14 protein-coding genes are annotated in these 21436 nt (G+C 42.3%); 2 read left to right on the top strand and 12 right to left on the bottom strand.

Going from position 1 to position 21436, the window contains the following annotated elements:
- Window positions 1–71 precede the first annotated feature (71 nt).
- On the bottom strand, window positions 72–3074 hold the full coding sequence (locus N4A56_RS12960) for a hypothetical protein (RefSeq protein WP_295547841.1): 3003 nt from the start codon (window positions 3072–3074) through the stop codon (window positions 72–74).
- Window positions 3075–3739: 665 nt separating this feature from the next.
- Between N4A56_RS12960 and N4A56_RS12965 the strand changes: the two genes are divergently transcribed.
- Together N4A56_RS12965 and N4A56_RS12970 are read left to right on the top strand one after the other, a co-directional pair.
- On the top strand, window positions 3740–4057 hold the full coding sequence (locus tag N4A56_RS12965; protein ID WP_293669431.1) for a hypothetical protein: 318 nt from the start codon (window positions 3740–3742) through the stop codon (window positions 4055–4057).
- A 414-nt stretch (window positions 4058–4471) separates the two neighbouring features.
- The gene (locus N4A56_RS12970; RefSeq protein ID WP_295547843.1) at window positions 4472–5401 is read left to right on the top strand and encodes a DMT family transporter; all 930 of its coding nucleotides are present in this window, start codon (window positions 4472–4474) and stop codon (window positions 5399–5401) included.
- Window positions 5402–5608: 207 nt separating this feature from the next.
- On the opposite strand, the gene N4A56_RS12975 is transcribed toward N4A56_RS12970, so the two are convergent.
- The 11 genes from N4A56_RS12975 to N4A56_RS13025 all read right to left on the bottom strand — a co-directional run bounded on the left by N4A56_RS12975 (window position 5609) and on the right by N4A56_RS13025 (window position 21293).
- Entirely contained in the window at window positions 5609–9565 is a 3957-nt protein-coding gene (locus N4A56_RS12975) for an efflux RND transporter permease subunit (protein WP_295547844.1), read from the bottom strand.
- A gap of 9 nt (window positions 9566–9574) precedes the next feature.
- The gene (locus N4A56_RS12980) at window positions 9575–11749 is read right to left on the bottom strand and encodes an efflux RND transporter periplasmic adaptor subunit (RefSeq protein WP_295547845.1); all 2175 of its coding nucleotides are present in this window, start codon (window positions 11747–11749) and stop codon (window positions 9575–9577) included.
- Window positions 11750–11809: 60 nt separating this feature from the next.
- Window positions 11810–12070: a hypothetical protein gene (locus N4A56_RS12985; RefSeq protein ID WP_295547846.1), complete on the bottom strand. Its 261-nt coding sequence runs from the start codon at window positions 12068–12070 to the stop codon at window positions 11810–11812.
- Window positions 12071–12095: 25 nt separating this feature from the next.
- Window positions 12096–13427 (bottom strand): TolC family protein, encoded by a 1332-nt coding sequence (locus tag N4A56_RS12990; RefSeq protein ID WP_295547848.1) that lies wholly within the window; start codon window positions 13425–13427, stop codon window positions 12096–12098.
- 488 nt (window positions 13428–13915) lie between these two features.
- Window positions 13916–14932: a hypothetical protein gene (locus N4A56_RS12995; protein ID WP_295547850.1), complete on the bottom strand. Its 1017-nt coding sequence runs from the start codon at window positions 14930–14932 to the stop codon at window positions 13916–13918.
- A 13-nt stretch (window positions 14933–14945) separates the two neighbouring features.
- Complete coding sequence (locus N4A56_RS13000; protein WP_295547852.1) at window positions 14946–15914, bottom strand: tetratricopeptide repeat protein; 969 nt, start codon at window positions 15912–15914, stop codon at window positions 14946–14948.
- Between the two features lie 59 nt (window positions 15915–15973).
- Window positions 15974–16777 (bottom strand): hypothetical protein, encoded by an 804-nt coding sequence (locus N4A56_RS13005; RefSeq protein WP_295547855.1) that lies wholly within the window; start codon window positions 16775–16777, stop codon window positions 15974–15976.
- Window positions 16767–17387, bottom strand: a complete 621-nt coding sequence (locus N4A56_RS13010; protein WP_295547857.1) for a glycogen-binding domain-containing protein — start codon at window positions 17385–17387, stop codon at window positions 16767–16769. Before N4A56_RS13010 ends, N4A56_RS13005 begins: the two co-directional genes overlap by 11 nt.
- Entirely contained in the window at window positions 17380–17940 is a 561-nt protein-coding gene (locus tag N4A56_RS13015) for an RNA polymerase sigma factor (protein ID WP_295547931.1), read from the bottom strand. Before N4A56_RS13015 ends, N4A56_RS13010 begins: the two co-directional genes overlap by 8 nt.
- A gap of 223 nt (window positions 17941–18163) precedes the next feature.
- Window positions 18164–18643: a ferritin family protein gene (locus N4A56_RS13020; protein ID WP_293669418.1), complete on the bottom strand. Its 480-nt coding sequence runs from the start codon at window positions 18641–18643 to the stop codon at window positions 18164–18166.
- A gap of 328 nt (window positions 18644–18971) precedes the next feature.
- Entirely contained in the window at window positions 18972–21293 is a 2322-nt protein-coding gene (locus N4A56_RS13025; RefSeq protein ID WP_295547860.1) for a hypothetical protein, read from the bottom strand.
- Window positions 21294–21436: the final 143 nt, after the last annotated feature.

Here is a 21436-nt window from a genome sequence, read left to right on the forward strand (position 1 = left end):
CTGCACGCGTTGTGCAGGGGCATCAGGAAGGAATAAAGCTCCCGCGTTAAAGGGGCTTTGGGGGTTAGGATTTATTGCTCACTAGAAGCATTGGTGAAGGTAATGCTGCCAGTGCCGACAACATCATCACCGTTTTTAATATCAACCGTTACAGTCTTCGAATTGTCTTCATTTGTAGCTGCTGTATAAGTAACCGCAGAAAGATCAAACGTAGCGATTCGTTGACCAGCAATATTAGTGTCAGCAGAATCAGTAGGACTACTGAGCTCTTTAGTCGACTCCTGACCAAACTTACCCGCCCCACTACCAGTCAAGGTAGCAGTTAGCGGGGTAGCGCCAGCATCTTTACCAGCTACAGTATTCCATGTTTTATAAGTGAACTTAATATTCCCAGTAAGAGTTAGGCCATCAGCAAGAACCCCTGGAACATCCTTAGGAGCCTCAACTTTGATTTCCTGCACTTTATCAGCAGTACCTTTAGCGCAGAGGACGAGGTCGGTGCTATCAGTAGCGTTATTCACTACGTCGTCATTTTTACGCTGAACCTGTGCTTTCAAGCTATATTTACCAGCGTCAGGACTTTGCTTAGCAGCCAATGTCTTACCAGTGAAGGTGTATTTTATAGTCTTAGCCTGTGCGTCATAGTTCGGCGCTGGCACTTGGGCTTCTGACAATGTAATTTTTGTGGCAGTTCGACCACCTTTCTCAACGGTAAACGCTACCTTGTAGCTATTTGTAAACTCTTCTAGACTGTTGAATGCAGCACTTTCACTTGCAGAAATTGTCAAAATTAAACCGCCAAGTGCAGCAGAGCTGCCAGAAAGTTTTTCTGCGGGATCAGTTTTCTCTTCACTACCAAATTCAACAGCAGTAGCAAATTCTCCTGAAAACTCCACAGTATCAACTGCAATTGGGTCTACCTGTGTAAGGGTTAATTTTTGAGTATCTGTTTTTCTATTACCAAAGTTGATGATAGCTTTATCATTGTTAATTTGAGCAAAGGAGATATCTACTTTTGCTGGGTCACTGTCTGCAGTAAGACTCCCGTTAGTGTATTTAGCACCTGTAAGATCAAACTCCATTGTCGCTACAGTAGCGTCTTCGGAACGGGTGTAGTTCTTGCCATCAATTTGGTCATCGTCCCATGTTCCAGATTCTGTAGTAAGGAATAACTTTACAGTGGGCTTAGACTCTCTTTTACCTAAGACCACTTTCGCCAAAGTATTCCAAGTAGTGACGTTAGCAGTAATGTTACCAGTTAGGTTAGCACCATGTTTGAAATCAGCACTCTGTGCTAATGTAGGAGCAGGATCCTGTGAAACCTCAATCTCCTGCACTACATTTTCATAACCGCTGTTGCAGATGTAGAGAGTGACTTCAACCGTATTATTTTCTTTGCTCTCTTTCTTAGGGAAAGAAATTTCAGCATTTTCAGCTTTCTCGAAAACAATCTCAAGTTTATATTGACCTGCTTCAGCCTTGTCCTGAAGTACTAACGAGGTCTGCCCTGCGTTGAATGTAGCTTTTTTGCTATCGGAATCAAGAGCTAAGCTATTCTTAATAGCTTGTGCAACAGCGCTTGCAGAAGCTTCAGTAAGGATTGTTTCATCCTGAGCACCTTTTTTAAGACTGACACTTACCTTTGCAATGGCAGCCTTTAAGTCTTCTGTAGAAGGAGTCGAAGAGCCTTGAGCAAAATTAATTTCACCACTAATACCTGAGGCTGAAAGTGTAGCACTTGCAGGTATAGTTTCTTTATATACGTTGCTCTCAAGACTAGCGCTTGGTGAGCCACCTGTGAACTTAAGCAGTTTTGGGAAAGCATCACCTGCTTTGATAGCAGAAATGGCGATGGTTTTATCTGTGATGTACTTAATAGTTAACTTTTTAGTTATCTTCTCACTTGTTGCTGTAAGCGTATAAGATTTTTCGCTACTTGGAGTAAGCTCAGAATCACCAGGAATAGTACATGTCAGTGTAATCGTTTTATCTAAAATAACAGATGCTTGGTTATCAGATACTTCTAACTTTTTACCACCAGTAGTAATGTCAAACACGCCCAATGCCGTACCAGACAAATCAACCTTCGGGGTAAGTTCTTTACCTTCGGATTGCTTAAATCCTAACGTAACGGTCACTGCTTTAGGGTTGGCGGAATCTTTAATGGTTGCTAAATCATCTTTAACATCATCACCACTAAAAATAAGCGCTGTCACTTTTGGAGAAGGATCAATAACAGTTCCACCAGAAGAGCTACCACCGTTGTTGCTGGAAGTATTCTGGTTAATATTATCCTCAGTAGCCTGCACATCTTCTGGTGTTGAGCTTTGAGTGCTCAGTGCAACAGCAGCACGCTTGGTAATTTCGGAGTAATGATCTTTAACAAAGGTAGCGAGGTTGTCACCAGCGTGAACATTCGGGTTTACACCAGAAGCTGCAATTGCATTAGCAAGGGAGCTTTCACCGCTTCTAATTTTAGCTGCAACTGGGGAGAACTGACGCTGGTAATCCAATGAGCTGGAGGTTTCAGTCAATTTAAATGTGTACAGGAAAGCCTGTGTCATTACTTCGTGAGACTGAAGTTCTTCGCCGAATGGATCTTCGAATGGATCGGTATTAGTAAACCCTAACTCACTAGTAACAAAACGCGAAACTTTAGCCTTCGCTTTAGCAACAGAATCAGCAGTTACAGTGCCACCCATAAGAGATACAGCGAAGGTGCTCATAGGGGTAAGACATACGAAAGCATCAGGGCCAGTCATAGCAGCACTAAGCTGACCGCCGTAGGCTTTGCCGTTAGGAAAGGTCCCGGCACCACGTTCTGTTTTAAGAATAACAGGGTAGCTGGTAATCTTATCAAGATTGGTGAAAGAGTTGATAATACCGTTTGCGTCAGATACCCCAACTTTGATTTTTTCACCGTTTACAGTTGCATATACATTGGCACCAGCAATTGGTGCTGCAACAACACCACCTGCATGTTCCGCAGAGGAAGAACTACCGCTGCTACCCCCACATGCTGTCAACAATGTGACAAGCATAAGCAAAGCAATAATACTAAAAAGCCTTTTCATTACTAAAAATCTCCTAAAAACTATAAAATATAAACAAACGCTCGGTATGCTTTGCAAAACTTTACGCTATTATCAAGTTATTTATTAAAAAATAACCTGAAATGTATAAAAATTGTAATTTCTTACAAAAAATATGAAAGCTACTATTTAGTTTATAATTTTAATGCGCTTAAGAGACACATCACGCCCCTTTTTTACAAGAGCAATGTTTGTGCTTAATAAATTCGTACACTACGTATAAGACACTCTATTATTTGAGGGTGATAATTCGGGATAAGAAGCTATAGCGAAGAACATAAAACCTGTTCTGGCTGTAGCACATCTATTTCTATTGATATTCGAATTTGTTTTCTCGAATCAATCATTGATTTTCGGCTTAGCTCGGCTCGAAACCCGCCCTCGACATTTTGATTCAACATCACGCAAATTAATCAACAGGCGGAATACAGAAAATGTTGCACACTTTCATATCCTGAATACTGCATACTCGACTGCAATAACGATAAGATTTTGTATTCAACCGCTCTGCCCCGCTCTGTAAAAGAAGAAAACGAAGGACGTTTAAAAGCCTCGCGGCTTGCGGCTTTTGTGGATGGTGATACCATAGACATTGCCAATTCAGAGTAGTTTTTCTGCTTGAAAAAAGAATTTAAGGAGGTTTTATAATGTCTATGTATATTTGTCATTTTACGTGTAATCCTTCACGATGGCCTGTTGATCGCAAAGGTCAGGTTGAAGTGTGGAAATCAATGGTTAAAGACGCCGACATGCTGGTTGAAGGAGAAGGACCGGTCAAATTTACCGGTTGGATCAACAACACAGAAGGCTATGCGCTTATTGAAGGTGCATCAAAAGTCGAAATCATCGAACTTTGTGCACGATTCTGGCCGTATTTCCATAATGAAATTCTAGAAATTGTGCCGACTCATGAAGCTGGCGATGCTATTTTAGCTGGAGCAAAGGAAGGTTGGGAAAGTACATAGCCAACAATTTGTTACACTTTGCCTGCATTTCTAGTAGCGCCGGAACACAATAGTCTACCCCGACTACCAGCGCATTACCATTTGCTCTAACATCGCAGGCTATGAATTCTTTTAGAAAGACTCTTACATTGATTTCAAAACTACTTTATTTCCATTTACATGCGCGACCTACCTTTCATCCAATATAGAAAGCGACAATCTATCAGATTGTCGCTTTTTTGTTTCATTACGAAAAAAAATTGCATCATACGCAGTGGATGCGTTGCGCTATCGGCACAATAGCGATACTGCATCTCTCTGCTGTACTTGAAAGATCGTCTGTAATTAAGAAATACATATTTCAATACTAAAAGCCCAAACATATTGAAGGCAGCATATTGCACCACATTAGAGAGTGAAGGAGAAAAAATTACAGTGTTTGAAAACAAAATATACTTGGGAACAGCCTGTGCTTCTTTAGCCACTATGCTCTGGGCAGGGTCGTTTGTTATTGCACGCCTTGCTGTTGGGCAGATATCTCCTATGCTCCTTGCTGCCTCTTGCTGGTTTATCGCCCTTCTGATTCTTTGTCCTTGTAACTTTTCGGTGATAAAAAAAGAGTGGAATGTCGTTACCAAGTTCTTACCACAATTTTTTTTCGCCGCACTTACAGGTGTCGCTGCATATTCTCCGCTTAGTTACTTTGCTGCCCAAACCACATCTGCCATCAACCTCTCGCTGATTTCAGTTACCAGCCCTATTTTTATCGTTATTATATCTTCATTGATGGGACAAAAGCAGCCAGTCAACACATGGGCTGGCTGTTCCGTAGCTCTCTTAGGTTCAATCTACCTTGTATGTAACGGTGAAATAGCACGCCTTCTCGAACTTCATTTTGCACTCGGTGACTTCCTTATGTTAATCGCGGCAGTGGGCTTTGCAATTTACAGTTTGATTCTTAGCAAAATCCCTGAAGGGCTATCGCATTTGATTGTTATGACCCTCATGGCTTTTTTTGCTGTGTTGCTACTTATTCCTTGTGTTTTATGGGAATACTCCCAAGGAATGATGCTATTCACATTAAATACTTCCGTGCTATTCAGCATCACTTTCATGGCGATATTTTCGTCAATTGTGGCATGGGGCACATGGAATATCGGATTGAAACATGCGGGCTCTGAAAAGGCTGGTATGATTTACTACAGCCTTCCATTATGGAGTGGTATTTTTGCTTTTGCTTTTCTTGATGAAACCATGGGAGCGGTACACTTAGTCAGCGGGATTCTTATTATTGGTGGGATAGCATGGGCAAGTCGCACGCCTCAGCTAGCAACGCAGCATGAACCATCTTCTACCAATGCGTAGCCGATTTACTAGTAGCAAAGCACTCTTTGCCTGTAACAACACTTCGCTTGGTTTATTTTTTACCTACAATAATCAGTGACTCTAATTTGTTAAATCATAATATTTACATTCAAAAAAGCCGTTATCACCAGCAGTGATAACGGCTTTTTATTGTTGATTTTGTACCCAGTGATTCCAAGGCACATCGTTGCTAAAAACTATGCATTATCATTTGTTACTCTTCAGTTTGTGTTCCTCAACCCAGCAATATAACACTGGGACAACAAAAACCGTCAAAAGAGCAATTGCCATGCCTCCAAACGAAGGTATCGCCATTGGAACCATAATATCCGCGCCTTTACCTGTAGAAGTCAGGATAGGTAGTAGCGCCAAAATGGTTGTCGCCGAAGTCATTAAGGCGGGACGAATACGTTTTTTTGCACCTTCAATGACGAAATTCCGAACAGCTTCCACATCGGTTGGAGTATTTTTAGCTTTGGATTCATCAAGGAAGGTTGCCATAATAACACCGTCGTCTGATGCTATTCCGAATAGCGCAAGAAATCCTACCCAAATGGCGACAGAAAGGTTCACTGGATGAACCTGAAACAACTCGCGCATGTGTGTTCCGAGCACAGAAAAGTTAAGGAACCAGTCCTGACCATAGAGCCATATCATAATAAAGCCACCAGACCACGCGACAATAATTCCAGAAAAAACCATAAGCGTTGTTGTAATCGCAGAGAACTGCAAATACAGAATAATTACGATAACAAACAATGCCAGTGGTAAAATCACCGACAGCTTTTTCTGTGCGCGTATCTGATTTTCATAACTTCCCGCAAATTCAAATGAGACACCTGCTGGTATTGTAAGTTCGCCGTCCGCTATTTTTTGATCCAAAAAGGCTTGAGCCTGCTCGACAACATCTACTTCAGCATAGCCTGCTTGTTTATCGAACAAAACGTAGCCAACAAGAAAGGTATCTTCACTTTTAATAACTTGTGGCCCACGAACATATGTGACTTCTGCCAGTTGTGACAATGGGACTTGCTCACCTGTTGCCGAAGCTACAAGAATATTTTCAAGCCCTTCCAAAGAGTCACGTAATTCACGTTGATACCGCACTCGAACAGGATATCGTTCACGTCCTTCCACTGTGGAAGTAATAACGCGCCCTCCTACTGCACTGTCGATAACGTTCTGTACTTTAGTGACAGTAATACCATGGCGGGCAATGGCATCTCGATCGATAACAATTTCAATATACGGTTTTCCGACAATTCTATCCGCAGTAACGGCAGCAGGCATAACAGAAGGAACCTGTTTTAAATACTTTTCAAGCTGTAACCCAAACTCTTCAATCACTGGCAAGGAAGGCCCCTTGACCTTTATCCCCATTGGCGCACGCATACCCGATTGCAACATAACAATACGCGCTGCAATAGGTTGAAGCTTTGGTGCACTGGTTACGCCTGGCATATCTGCGGCCTTAACGATTGCATCCCATATGTCATTCGAAGAGCGAATTCCGCCCCATGCTTCGCGGTCAGGGTTTATTTCAGGATCAAGAGCCATGCGCCAAATCCTAAATGGTCTGCCATCAGGATCAGGAATAAGTCTGCCAGCCGCATCACGCAGATAGTATCCTTGCACAAGGTACGGGTAGCCATCATTAGCAGGAAGCAGTTTGTTGTCTACCGATCGCATATAGTCTTTCTTTGATGCATCAAATTTAAAGCGCATCCTTTTACCATTTGCGTCTAGCAAATACTCTGGCTTGTAATTGATGACAGTTTCAATCATTGATACTGGCGCGGGATCAAGAGGAGTTTCCGCTCTACCTAACTTTCCTACAGCGCTTTGCACTTCAGGAATTTGTTGAATAGCCTTATCTTGTTTCGCCAAAATGTCCTGCACTTCGCCAATAGAAGCGTGCGGCATTGTTGTTGGCATATATAAAAATGAGCCTTCATCCAGTGGCGGCATAAACTCTTTTCCAAGTCCAGGGAAAGCATGTGCCAGTGTTGCCATTGGTGCGGTAGATCGAATTGAGTCCGGCAACCAGCTTGTCATAGAACCAAATCCCAGCCAGATAACCATACCAAAGATGGAAACACTTACTGGAATCAGCATAAAGAGCGCTTTATAGTGCAAGAAGGTTCGGAGTAACAATGGATACAGCTTTTGGAAGCCATAAAAGAAGGACATCAGTCCGCCGATGCTTACGGCTACGAAAATAAAGTTAACCCAAAATCCTTTTTCTGGCCCAAGAGGAAGCCAGTGGCTGGAAAGAACAGCTGTTATGGCAATAATGACAACCCAGTTTTCAACCCATTCAAGCGCTTTTCCAAGGTTAGGTGGCAAAAATACGTAAACAACACGCCGCACCCCAATATAACCAACTACAATCCCAAGCCACCATGCAACCATAGCACTCAGCAGAATGCCAGCCACAATAAGTATTGCGGGAACAGCATACCGCTTCACTAAACTGGTATACGATGCATTGCGCGCCTTAAAAAGCATGTGTGTCAACACAGGCAAGACAGTTAAAGAGAGAAGAATAGACGCGCCTAAGGCAAATGTTTTGGTATATGCTAACGGCTTAAAAAGCTTTCCTTCTGCACCATCCATAACAAATACTGGCAGAAAGCTAATAATGGTTGTTGCAACAGCAGTCAGAACCGCACTGCCTACTTCAGCAACACCTTCAAAAACAAGCGAAAATGAGTCTGCTCCTTCAGGAGCGTTTTCAAGTTTCTTTAGAATATTTTCACAGATAATAATCCCCATATCTACCATAGTACCAATGGCAATGGCGATACCGGAAAGAGCTACAATGTTGGCATCAACACCGAATGTCCGCATGGCAATAAAGCACATGAGTACAGCAAGCGGAAGCAAGGAAGAAATGACCAACGAGCTTTTAAAATGCATCACCGCAATGAGTACAACGATGATGGTAATAAGCACTTCTTCAGTCAGTGCGTTATCCAGTGTATTCAATGTCTCTTGAATAAGACCGCTACGATCATAAAAAGGAACAATCGTAAGTTTAGAAATAGTACCATCGGTAAGGATTTTGCTAGGCAATCCCGCGCTGATGGTCGCGATTTTCTCTTTTAAATTCTTAATTACTTGCAGAGGATTTTCACCATAGCGAACTACAACCACTCCACCTACAACTTCAGCACCGTTTTTATCCAGTGCTCCACGTCGTGTTGCAGGCCCAAGCGTCACAGTCGCCACATCCTTCACAGTAATTGGCGTATTATCTGTAACTTTGATGACTGCTTTTTCTAAATCAGACAGCTTTTTTACAAAACCAACACCGCGGATAAGATATTCCACATTGTTGATTTCCATTGTACGGGCACCGACATCAAGGTTTGATTGCTTAACGGCATTGATAACTTGCTGAAGTGTCACCCCGTATGCACGCATGGCATCTGGGTTAACATCAATCTGATATTCTTTAACAAAACCGCCTGCGGATGCAACTTCCGATACACCTTCAGCAGAAAGTAACCCGTAGCGCACAAGCCAGTCCTGTACGCTTCGTAATTCATCAAGTCCCCATCCTCCTGTCGGATTTCCTTTAGGGTCACGTCCTTCAATTGTGTACCAAAAAACCTGTCCTAGAGCAGTTGCATCCGGTCCTAGCGTGGGTTGTACGCCTTGCGGCAACGTTCCTGAAGGTAGACTGTTCAATTTTTCTAAAAGACGGGAGCGGGACCAATAAAACTCAACATTTTCATCAAAAATTACGTAGATAGAGGAAAATCCGAACATGGAATAGCTACGTACAGTTTTAACGCCCGGTATTCCAAGCAAAGCAACTGTAAGTGGATATGTAACTTGATCTTCCATGTCTTGCGGCGAGCGCCCTGCCCATGAGGTAAATACAATCTGCTGATTTTCTCCAATGTCCGGTATCGCGTCCACAGGCACAGGGTCACGGGGAATACCGCCAAGGTCCCAATCAAATGGGGCAACCATAGCTCCCCACCCGATCATAAGAACAGTAAGCAGCACCACTACAAGCTTACGTTTTAAACAAAAGTAAATAAGCTTTTCAGTAAGCGTCGTCGGGGTAACACTATGCTCAGCATCAAGAGCAGAAGTAGATGAGCACCCAGAAGGATAATCTGTTTTTTGCGGTGTTTTTTTCATATCAGCCATTACTGCCCCCTACTCTACAGCAAGCTGCTTTTTAACTTCGCCGCAATTAAACATTTTTGAGCCGAAATATGGGTTCCGGATACTTTCATCCTGTTGCAACCAGCTTGCACCTTTATCGCCAAAAGCCATTGGACAATGTATCTCGTACACCTCTCCATCTAAGGAGATTCCCATACGCTTTGTTACGTCCAGCAATCCATTTGATATGGTGAGGAATCCCTTTCGCATCTCCTCGATATCTGGAGCATTGCGCATCTCAGTGATCCCTGCTGTCATCAGGCGTTTTTTATCAATCCAGAATTTAGACGCAGTACTATCCAACCCTGTGTGCGAAACTGAGTGCAAAGCAGCTGTAAGTTTTTTTACTGCAAGGCGAGCACCTTCCGCATTATCCTGACTAAGCGCTTCGGATACGCCAATATAGGCGTTAAGAACTAAGCCTAGTTGTATCTTAAACCCTTCTGGTACCAGTAATGCAGGTTGCAGCGATTTCGCCATGCTTTGAACGCCGAACGCATTTTTCAAGGCAGTATAATGGGCATGAGCAAGTGCAAACAATTCATGTTGACGCTTGTATGATTCAGCCTCTGCACCGAGCACACAGTCATTGGAGAGCAACATTCCATACTCTTTCCATGCAAGAAGTGCTTTGCCTTCAAGCATCCATGTTTCAATACTGCCGAGTTTTTTCCCTATCTTAGTAAACAGAGCTTGCACTTCAGCCGTATTTTGCTGCTGCAAGGCACGATGCAGTGCTTCAAAATCTTTATTCATAAAATAAAGCTTAGAAATCATAATCGGAGGCGCGCCAAGGTGCTTTGAAGAGTGCTCTTTATGGGAGTCATGGGCTGACTCAGAGGGTACGGTAGCAGCACCACTCATCATACTAGGCTTCGCCATAATCTGGAGTGCGCTGTCGAGCTTGAATGCCCCTTTGCTTACAACAAGCTCCCCTTCATTAAGACCGCTTTTAACTATGTAAGTATTGCCAGATTTTGCACCAAGGACGATCTCTCTTCCTTCGTACACTCCTTCTTTTTCTGGATGCTGCACATATACAATAGCTCGCTTGCCAGTAATTAAAGGCGCTGAAGCCGGAATAATCAATGAAGACTGATCCTGAGTAGTGCTTTTGGTTTGTGAAGCCTGCACAAACATCCCCGGCTTTAATTTTTCATTAGGGTTCGGCACTTCAATTCGAACAGCCACAGTACGGGTCTGCTTATCTACAACAGGGTCAATGTAAACAATACGTCCATTAAAAGACTCCCCGGGGAAGGCTTCTACAGTAAATTCAACAGCGTCTCCTTCTTTAATCCACGGCAGGTCAGTCTCATACGCTTCCAGCACAACCCACACATCAGAAAGGTCGGCAATGGAATACAATGGCTCACCAGCTTTTACATACGCGCCTTCAACGACATCTTTACGAATAACAATGCCTGCCTGAGGTGCAAATACCGTCAAATTTCTTGAAGGAGTATCTTTTTTTGCGATGGCTGCAATCTGCCCTTCTGACAGTCCGAGAAGGCGTAATTTCTCTTTTGCAGCTGCAATATTGCTTGCAACGGATCGGCGAATAATTGAGGAACTTCTCGCAGAAAGTTTAGCTTGAGCAGCAGTCGCGTGAATCAACTCAGCCTGTGCTGAATACAACTCAGGACTGTAAATAACAGCCATTGGTTGACCCTTGCGAACCGTGCTACCTGTTTTGGCGATATATAATTTGTCAATTCGACCAGCAGTCCACGCGCTTATAGTTTCCACGCGCGACTCATCATACTCAATTTTGCCAATCATGCGTCTAGAAGTTGCAACAGACTTTCGGGAAACAGGCGTCACTTCAAGCTCTGCAAGCTTTCGAGCATCGCTATCCAATTCTATTTGACGATAGCTTTCAAGTGCAGCTTTATTAGCGTCAATTTCCAGCTTTATTAAATCCATAAAACAGATTGGACATTTTCCCGGTTGCGGCAATTGAATTTGGGGATGCATAGAACACGTCCACACAACTTTGCCTTCTGTCTGGCTTGTGTCAGCATTTTGGTCAGCAGACTCTACTTGAGCATCATGGTTGTGCTCATGGTCTGATGCACCCAAAAGAATTGACGCATACATTCCACCTGTAAAAAGTATGACTGCTGCACCAAACAAAAATTTTCGGATATCGAAAGGTAATTGCATCTAGCATCTCCAAAGCCATACGTGCTCTCAGATACCGCTCTGAGAGCACGTATGGATTGCTTATTTTGCAGCTTCTAATTTCACGCCCTGACTTTCGAGCTTTTTAATAAAAACAGTCGGATTCTTTTTAAACTTCGGCAAACACATCTGGCAGCAAAAATATACGCGCTTTCCATTATGGTCTGCATACAACTTTTTGTTAATGGTATTCCCCATAACAGGGCATTTAACTTGTTTAGAGCTTGCGAACGACGCAGTACCGGACACGACAAATGTTACAGCTACAAACGCTGCGACAGTAATTTTCAAAAATGATCTCATCTGTTATATTCCTTAGTTAGCTGTGCTACTCAACTGTTACATTGAGCTCTTGTTGCGGTAAGGGTACCTTTTTCTGCGTAAATATCTTTTTTTGCATCACAGGCAATTCCGTACCGACCAATTGTTCAAGTTGTGCAATGCGCTGAGCTTGATCTGTCAACGCACGGGCTTGAGCTATGTACAGCTCAAAATATGTATTTTCTGCTGAGATTACTTCTTGCAAATCTACCTTACCACTTTGGTATGTTTGCAAAATCACCTCTACAGATTGTTCTGCCTTTGGAATAAGGCTTTCTTCATAAAGAGTAATCTGACGTATGGCATCCCGATAACGGTATAAAGCCAGTTCAAGGTCAGCCAGCAAAACGTCCTTTCTCCCCTGTTTTGCCTGAATTGCTACAAGGCGTCGTTCACGCCCTTCTTCCACAGCGGCATCCCTGCTGTCCTGCCATAACGGGATATTGAGGCTGACGCTGGCAATAACAGGGTCATTGCCATTTTGTGTCGGATTACCAGATCGAGCTTTATCTGTGTAAATTGATTTGATTCCGAATGTGAGGTCTGGATAGTAATTTTTTTCAGCAAGGAGAACCTGAGCGTCAGCACGAGCAAGTTCCTGATCGAAGCTAATTAATTCAGGATTCTTATTTTGGAGCAATTTGCTAAGTTGTTCTTCTTCAACATCTAATCGAAGCTCGACAACACTTGAGAGATGTACAGGTTCATCTATGTTTCGCCCTACAACTGCGTTCACCCGTGCTTGAAGGGGGACAACCATATCTTTCAAAGAAAGCTGTCTATTTCTGGCTGAATCAAGTTCAACCTGAGCACGAAGTACGTCAGAATACAGTGCATTACCGGCAGAATAACGGGAGCGAATAGTTGCTTCCATAAATTCCAGTAACTCAACCTGCTCACCTGTTAGCTGAATAGCTTGTTGCAAATAAAGCAGTTCATAATAGGCTACTTTAACATCACGAAATATTTTTGTTTTGATACTATCAGCTTTTGCCTTGAGCACATCTGCTTCACGTAGAGCAACTTGTTCCTTTGCATCCAGCTTTCCTAGCCATGGAAATTTTTGGGTAAGACCATAGCTCATTCTTTGAGGACCGACTCGCGTTTCAACCGGCACAATGTACACGCTATAGGTTAACTGTGGGTCCGGTAATGTTGAAACTTGAGGTGCCTTTTGCACTGAGGCTTTCCAACGGCTAAACGCTGCTTGCAATTCACCGTTATTTTCTGCCGCTATTTGTAAATATGATGAAAGAGGGCTTCCTCCTCCTTCAAAAGCAGATGCATTACCAACAACGAGAACTAATAGTAACACTGCAAATATAGAACGTAAAACCATACACCCTCACTTAACTATAAAACGGTAACGAAATATCATTTGGTATAAGCAAGCTATCCATATGTAGTTATTATAGTATATACCGCATGTATAAAAATTATACATCAACTCTTCGTTATAAAAGTAACTCGCAAAAAGAAGACCACTTCATATTAATTCGTACTATTTTAGTCAGGTATATTTTTTTAAGAAAAAAACTTTTCTTACTCAAAAAAAAAAAGTGTCAAAAAATATGACACATGTTTGCTATCCGGCTATATCTGTATAATTATTTTACAGTCTTGTTTTCAATAAAAACAGTATGGCTGTCATGAGCGGTATCAAAACTTAGCTGCTACGCCTTCGCCACCGATACTCCGTTAATGATTCCCAAAATAGAACTGCGCTCTTCCCCAATTGTTCGATACGATTTGTATTTATTACTTGTTAAAATAAAAAAGGGCTTATGCGTGTTGCATAAGCCCTTGAATAATCATGTAGCGTAATAACTATTTTTTGCCACCACCGTTTCCGCCGCCTTTTCCATTGCCTCCACCTTTACCATTTCCACCAGCGTTTCCATTCGCGCCGTTATTGCCTGCATTACCGGATTTACCCGCACTGCTGGAGTTACCGCCTTTTCCTGAATTACCGGAACTAGCCCCTCGTGCGCCTTGCTTCGACTGTCCAAGTCCTACCGCTTTGCTACCGCCACCCTTTCCGGCTTTAGCACCCGGTGCAGTCGAGTAGCCTTTTTTAGTATTTCGCGCCGTTGTTGTATGCTTACTGCGGTTTTTTGCTCTTTTCGAAGGATCATTTCGTCCTTCAGCGTTACCTCTAGCCTCACCCTTGCTTTTTGCTTTTCCTTTGCCTTTAGCAAGACCAAGCACACTCGGGTGAACTCCAAGCTCATGCGCAATTTCTCCCCATCCCATATTCGCACTTCGCATTGCTGCTATATCAGCGGTTGTAACAGAGGTAAGGGAGGCCATTGCCGCTTCGCTTGCTGCTTGGGCATCTCTCAAAGCAGCTTCGGCGGCAGCAATACTATCTTCATCACCAGATTCCTTTGCAGCGGCTAATGCGCTTTCTGCATCTGCTTCAGCGGCTAATGCTGCATCTGCTTCGGCGGAAGGTTGAGCTGCTACAGCAGCGGCTAACGCTTCCGCTTTTGCTGCTTGAGCTGGATTTGCAAAAGAAGAAGTTTGCGAAGCATCGGTGTCTGTTTCTCCACCTGCACTACCCTCTTCATTTTCGCTTCCTTCCTCGCTCGTACCAGTTTCTTCGCCTGTACCAGTTTCTTCACTGGTGTCAGTTTCTTCACCCGCACTAGCCTCTTCACCGACAGAGTCTTCTGTTGCCACGCCAGCATCTGTGTCTGTGTCCGTACTGGGAGTCTCCCCAACTTCAGTGTCTGCTCCAGTAGAAGCAGTTGACTCGGTTTCGGCAAAAGAAACAGCAACAATAGAACACATAATAAGACAGCAACAAATACTTAGTACCGCTACTAATTTGCTATATTTCATCTCGACACTCCAGTTACTTTACATGAGTAATAAAACGGACTGATTCAGATAACAGTTGTGATTTCTTACCTGCCCCCACTAGTTCGGACTCTCCAAACCAGCTAGTAATCACCTGTTTTTTCTCAACATCCGGAACATATGTTGTTATATATTTTTTCACTGCAATAGCACGCGCTTTTGCAAGTGATGTATTCCCTTTTACATATACGACAACATCTACTGACAACTCTGGAGAATTTTTCAACATTGCTCCCAGTAATTTCAATGACGCTGTTGTATCTGTTTTTATTTTGGCAGTATTCTTTGTGAACTTAACAGCAAGAAAGCTAACCTTACGTTTTCCTATATAAAAATTTCGCCACGAATAATCACCAAGCAAATTAAGCCCTGAAACAGCTTTTAGGGCGATATGTCCGTCAGGATAATACTTAAGGTATTTAAGAAGGTCTTTGTGCTCTTGTTTGTAGTCCTTCAAGCCATGCCGTGCTACTGCTGAGTTGTACAATGCTTCTGGATCGTATTTGTTTTTTTTGAGTACGATCGTATAATGCTCGAGCGCTTTCTTCCACTCACGTTTGTCTAGATAATTATGCCCTAAATATAAGTGTGCATACGTAGCCCGCGAATTGAGTTCAATGGCTTTAAGATATTCTTCCCGCTCTCTTTTGTAGTCCATAACCGACCAGTAATTGATACCTAGCCAGAAGTGATAATCATCATCTTGAGGGGCTAATTGAACAGCCTTCTTCAGGTGCGGAAGCGCTGCTTCAGGTTTATCTTGCGCCAGCAGCATACGTCCAAGGTAGTAATATCCCATGGCATCGTCTGGGTTCTCGGCAATTACTTGTTCAAATTTTTTCTGTCCCTGACCGTATTTTTCCATTCCCAAATAGTACTGTCCTGTTATACCAGTACACCCAGTAACCATAACCGCAAACGCTCCGATAATTACTATACGGTGCAGCAAATTGACTACTTGCATTCAACACTCACAACATCTTAAAAGGTGGAACAGACAATATTTATACGCAGAATTACACCTTATTCTGTTACCCCTAGCGCTCGCGGTTGTAACGAAAGTTCGTTTGCAAGCGTATGGGGCAATTTACCGGACTTAACAGCCAGTATAGCCTTATTCATGAAAGCATTTGGTGAAATTCCACTTTTAACAACAATTGAAAAAAGCTGTGTAATTTCTTTCCAGCGCATCAGCGTGGATTCTTTTTGCATTACAAGCGCTATGAACGTTTCGAGGTTTTCTGAAGAAACACCAGCTTGATTCAGCAAAGCATGCAATCGTATTCCTTCCAGAAGTACCCCCATTTCTTTATCAGCATAGTGGGCAAAGAATTTTTGAATCTCATGCTGAGTAACCCCTTGCGCTCTAATTTCGTACAAAACAGCTAATACATCTTCCTGCAATACAATATCAGTCTGACGGGCTAGCAACGTTTGCAACTCAGACACTTCTTTACACATATGTTTTATTGCAGAGCATAGCTGAGAACCCAAAATTCTTTTCGCTTTTCCTTCCACTATCTTTTCTTCGAGAAGCGACACAGGCAGCCCATCATTTTTAGCATTCACCAAGTTTACCAAAAGACAAGATGCATCTTGCTCTTCAAGCGTATGTTCAAGCATGCTCTGTGTTATCAACAATAATGTTTCTTGCTGAATCTCAGTACGCTTGGCAGCTTCTACGACTTCTGAAAAAACATGTTGATCCTTGTTCTCAGACTGGCTGGCGGCCATCGCGCCTGTAACAAACGGTGAACAGCTGCAAAGCACACAGCCGAAACAAAACATACGAATTGCCCATACGTTCCCGATCGTTCTAAAGTTCATGCAAAGCTCCACCAACATGAAGCAACGAATTCTTATTTCCGAAGCTATCTTGAACGTAAAATACAGAGCTTGGGTCAGGCATTGGTGCAGTACCGTCAACAAAAAATACGTACTCATAGTCACCAGCAGGAAGTTCATGTTCAAGAACCCAAGCTTCTTGTGACTCATCGTAGCTCATTTCGAATCCACGACTTTGCCATTTATTGAATGATCCGATCACTACGGCAGAAGAATATTTTTTTTGCGGATCAGGTAGCGCAAAAGTAACAGGCTTAACACCTTGCTTACGCAGTGAAGCACTCATTGCGCTCTGCTCGCTTCTTTCTTCATTTAAAAAAGAGGTATGAACAGCCAGCATGCTGCAAAAAATGAGACAGAAGCATACTGCAACCCGTAACGGCGAAAAAGAAATTGTCCTTGGTTTTGACCAACTGTTCCAAATTTCCAAGCATGCTTTTGCTATTTTATTACTGAAAGCTACAGGGGATGATTCAGATTTTTTTACCTGTTGCATTACCTCCTCCGCAAAATTTTGCGGTGGTGCTACATCGTTAAATTCTTCTGAAAAAAGAATTCGAAGCTGTTCTTCTACAAAATCTTTTTTATTCATAATTCCCCCCTACTGTGGCTGAAACAATTTCGATCCCCCGTTTCAACCGCATCTTAGCCGCACTTTCTCCAATGCCTAAGGAATCCGCTATTTCCTTAATCGACAAATCATCGCGATATCGCAGCAACAAAGCTTCCCGATAAAGAACTGGCAACTGTTGGACAACTTGCATTAATTTATTTTTCAAAACATCCGTTTCAACAGTGCAATGGCATATTGTATGGTTACCATCCAATTCATCCATAAAAGATGCATTCTTACCATCCTTGCGCCAGTAATCACGTAATGTATTAATTGCGATAGCGTTAAGCCACGATGAAAACTGTTTTTCTTGCGAAAATTGCTCTAACTTTTCATACGCTTTTAAGAAAACATCTTGTGCCAGTTCTGCCGCTATTGCCTGCGACTGAACAGAACGAAAAAAAATACTATAAATTTTAGCCTGATACTTCGACACCAGCAATGCGTATGCGTCTGTGTTTCCATTACGTATAGAAACAACAATATCTCTGTCGGAAGGCGAAGAGTTTTGCTGAAAGGGAGTGTGCTGCATCACCAAGTACTACGTCGCAAAACGGCATTTGGTCACAAAAAAATTATATTTTTTATTTTAGTAAAAATACCAGCAGGTAAGCTTTCGGTGCTTTTTTTACGCCAAAAAATAGTTCTATCGCACTTAGCAAATACTTTTGGATTGCAACAAAAAAGGCTTAGAAGATAATATCTTCTAAGCCTTACGACCTGTCAAAATAATAAGTTAAAAGCTTGATTTAAAACTACAATTGCGAATAAATCGCCTGCAATTTTGAAAGATGAACTCTTTCTTCTTGAATACATTCACGAACAGCATCTTTTTCAGTATCTGGTACAAATGTTTCCATTTCCATAAAGAACAGTAAGGTATCTTTTTCAAAGCTCATAGCCATGCGTACAGCAGCTTTTTCATTATCGACAACTGCTGCTTTAAGATCACTATCTTGATCCGTGAATAATGCATGTGATTCAATAAGTCCTTGAATATATGCACCGTACTCTTCACTAGTAGCCCAAGCTGGCAATTCTATTTCACCGAGACGCTTCGCAAGGGACTGGAATATGCCCTGATGCTTGGCTTCTTCATTTGCTAAATAATGGAAAAGTTCGCGGGTCTTCGGATTAGTGGCAGATTTTTCAAGTGAAAGATAAAACTCACGACCTTTCTTCTCAATTTCAACTGCAATAGTAGCGATTTCATTAGCGCGGAAAAAACTTGCCATAGTATCTCCTGACGTTGAGGTGTTGTGCGGCTACTGGCACGCTGCACCATTACTGCTTGAGCTTCAGCTGCTGCGAATCCAGTACGCTTTTTTTGATTGTGCACATAAAAAAAATATATCGTCAATTCCCGTATGCAATTTCTTTAAACAAAGATAGATGACTGTACTTTTTTTATAGCACACATTATCGGCTAACGGAATCGGTGTTCCCTTTTTGATACAATAAAACAATATTGCTACTCTTTCCTTCGCTAATTTAAAAGTTTTCTACAAAAAAAGCCCCCATTTCTGGGGGCTAATGTTTCATTTAGCAATGCAGTATTGCTTATTAAGGGTTAGATTGAGGGTTTTTCTCAAAGATACGGAACGTATTGGTTTCTCTTACATACGTACCTTTTGTGTATCTAAAGAGAATATCGGCATAGTGGTTGTTCTGTCCTGGACGCACAATAAATGGAGCATCTGCACCCAAATTAAATGGCTGTGCTTTAAATACAGCCCATACTGTTGGGATAGGTTTACCATTCGCTAATTGACCAAATGTGCCACGAGCCTGAGGAGCAGGGTTAAACGTTGCAAGAGGCACTTCTACGGTATAAGGGCCTGTGCCAAAGCCTGTTTGTACTGGGTTCTGCGGTGGATCTGGATTAACAACAACGGCTGTCCATTCATCAGGGTTAAAGACAAAGTCGTTATCACATGTGCCACCAATCGGATCAATTGTAATCAGTATTCTTGTAGGGGCATTTTCACTTGGACCTGCGCCAGGAGTACCGATTACTCCCTGACCTCTGAGGAAGTCTTCAAAGTTTTCAGGAATTGAGATTGTATCAGGAATACAAGGCTCAGGACCTGATCCTTTAGGGAGAATAACAAAATCACAACCGCAAGAATTTCCATCTGGATCATTATCAGGGTCTTCGTCACCACAACTTGCCTTCAACTCATCATCAAAGTAGATAGATGCTGCAATGTTAGAGCGCTGAACATCCTGAGGATTTTCAGTTGTGCGGAGCATTACCATACCTATTTCTGAATCCTGAATGAGTTCAAGCGGACTCAGATCAGAAACATTTTTATCGGTTTGATAAACAAATGTTGAACTGAAGGTATTACCAGATATAGGAATATCAGTGCGGTTTCTAAACGGCAAAGTAGCGCTGTCTGTGTATTTAAACACAAAGCCTTCAGGGGCAGTCACCTCAACAGTAAGTTCCTGTCCAGCACGTAATACGCCTAACCCGTCAATTTTAAATGTCAGTAATGTCTGAAGCTCAGTATCAATAACTTTTGCATACAGACCATTTACGACTTTAATAACTGTTGGGTTGCTTGTATCAAGAGTTGCACCTTGGCGTACAGGTTCTACAAAGAATTTTGTGTTTTTGCATGCTTCGAAGCGTTCAAATTCAGTAACTACAGATTCACCTCGTTTGAGGTAGCGCGCGCACACAATAAGTGGAGAAACAAAACAACCGTCTTTGGCTTTGAAAGTAAATAAAACTTTCTGACCACATGCATGTTCGTATTCCACGTCATTTAATACATATCTGAAGCGTTCTTCGCCGGTGAACTCATCACCAACTTTTACTTCTTCACCGCGGGCGAACAGTTTGCCTTCTTCAGGAAGCTCAGCAACCACAAACTGTCCTTTTTTGCCAATTTTGTTTGTAATAGGTTTTACTGTGAAGCTAAATACAGGTGGATCGCCGTAGAACGGGATAAAGCAACAATCGTCGCAACGGTTGTTTCTGCACTTTGGTCTAAAGTCTAATGCTTTCAGTTCTAATGTGTATACATTATCACAAATCACATCTTGTCTTGTCAGGCATTCAATTTCTGCTCTGTATTTTGGACCAAGAACAGGAATCATAGCGCCTTTAACTTCTTCTACAGGAATAAATCTGTAGCTTTCAAGATTTTCCCAATTTTTAATGTTGTAAACTGCTCTTCGAAGAGCACGCTGGTAGCGTGGAGAGTTGGTTGCAAGACCTTCTTCGCAGCTACCCATGCCAATTAAGAGAGCCTGTGCAATGTATTCATAGTTCACAAGCTCGCAACAAGCATTTCCAAGAGGATCTGCCATTGTCTTAATAGACATTAAGCAACAAATAAGTTTTTTAACCAAGTTGCGGGCGTCTTCAAGAGTTTCACCACACTTAACAAGGTCATGAACAATGGTGTTTGGAAGTGTTAAATATGCCTTGCATTCACCCGGGGCAAGAACAGCGCGCATTTGACCTTTAAAGCAACAATTGCGTTCACTTGCACCTTTTAATTTTACATCTTTTTCGCAACTGTATGCACAATTAAACCGCACGCCGCCCTTTGAATACAAGAAAATATTCTGACTTCGATCAAGCTTTTTGAAAGCTTCTTCATCCAGAATGATGCAACCATTTTCGTCGGTTACACCAATAAGAATATCTCTGCCTCCGCAATTAATTTTTTCGTTATCTACAACTTTGCATGTACTTTTGGCAAAGACCTGCGCTCCTTTTACTGGTGCTCCAGAAACGCAGCCAAATTTTTTAGTGATTACTTGCGAGCCGCCACCGCTGTCATCACAACTGCTGCTGCCGCTGCTGCCGCAGCCCACCAGAGCAAAAGACAAAGCGATTAACGCCACCATAAACAGTGCTTTTTTCATTGCTAGTCCTTTTGTTAAATTCAATCATTAGTCACTTGGGACTTAAAACACGCCAATTGTCTAAATGATTAATTTTATTAACTAAGAATCAACAATGATAAAGATGTTCCAACATATAATAGTAGGAAATAAACCCGCTAAAA

Origin of the sequence: Halodesulfovibrio sp., from assembly GCF_025210605.1 — a bacterium.
In the GTDB taxonomy this organism is placed as follows: domain Bacteria; phylum Desulfobacterota; class Desulfovibrionia; order Desulfovibrionales; family Desulfovibrionaceae; genus Halodesulfovibrio.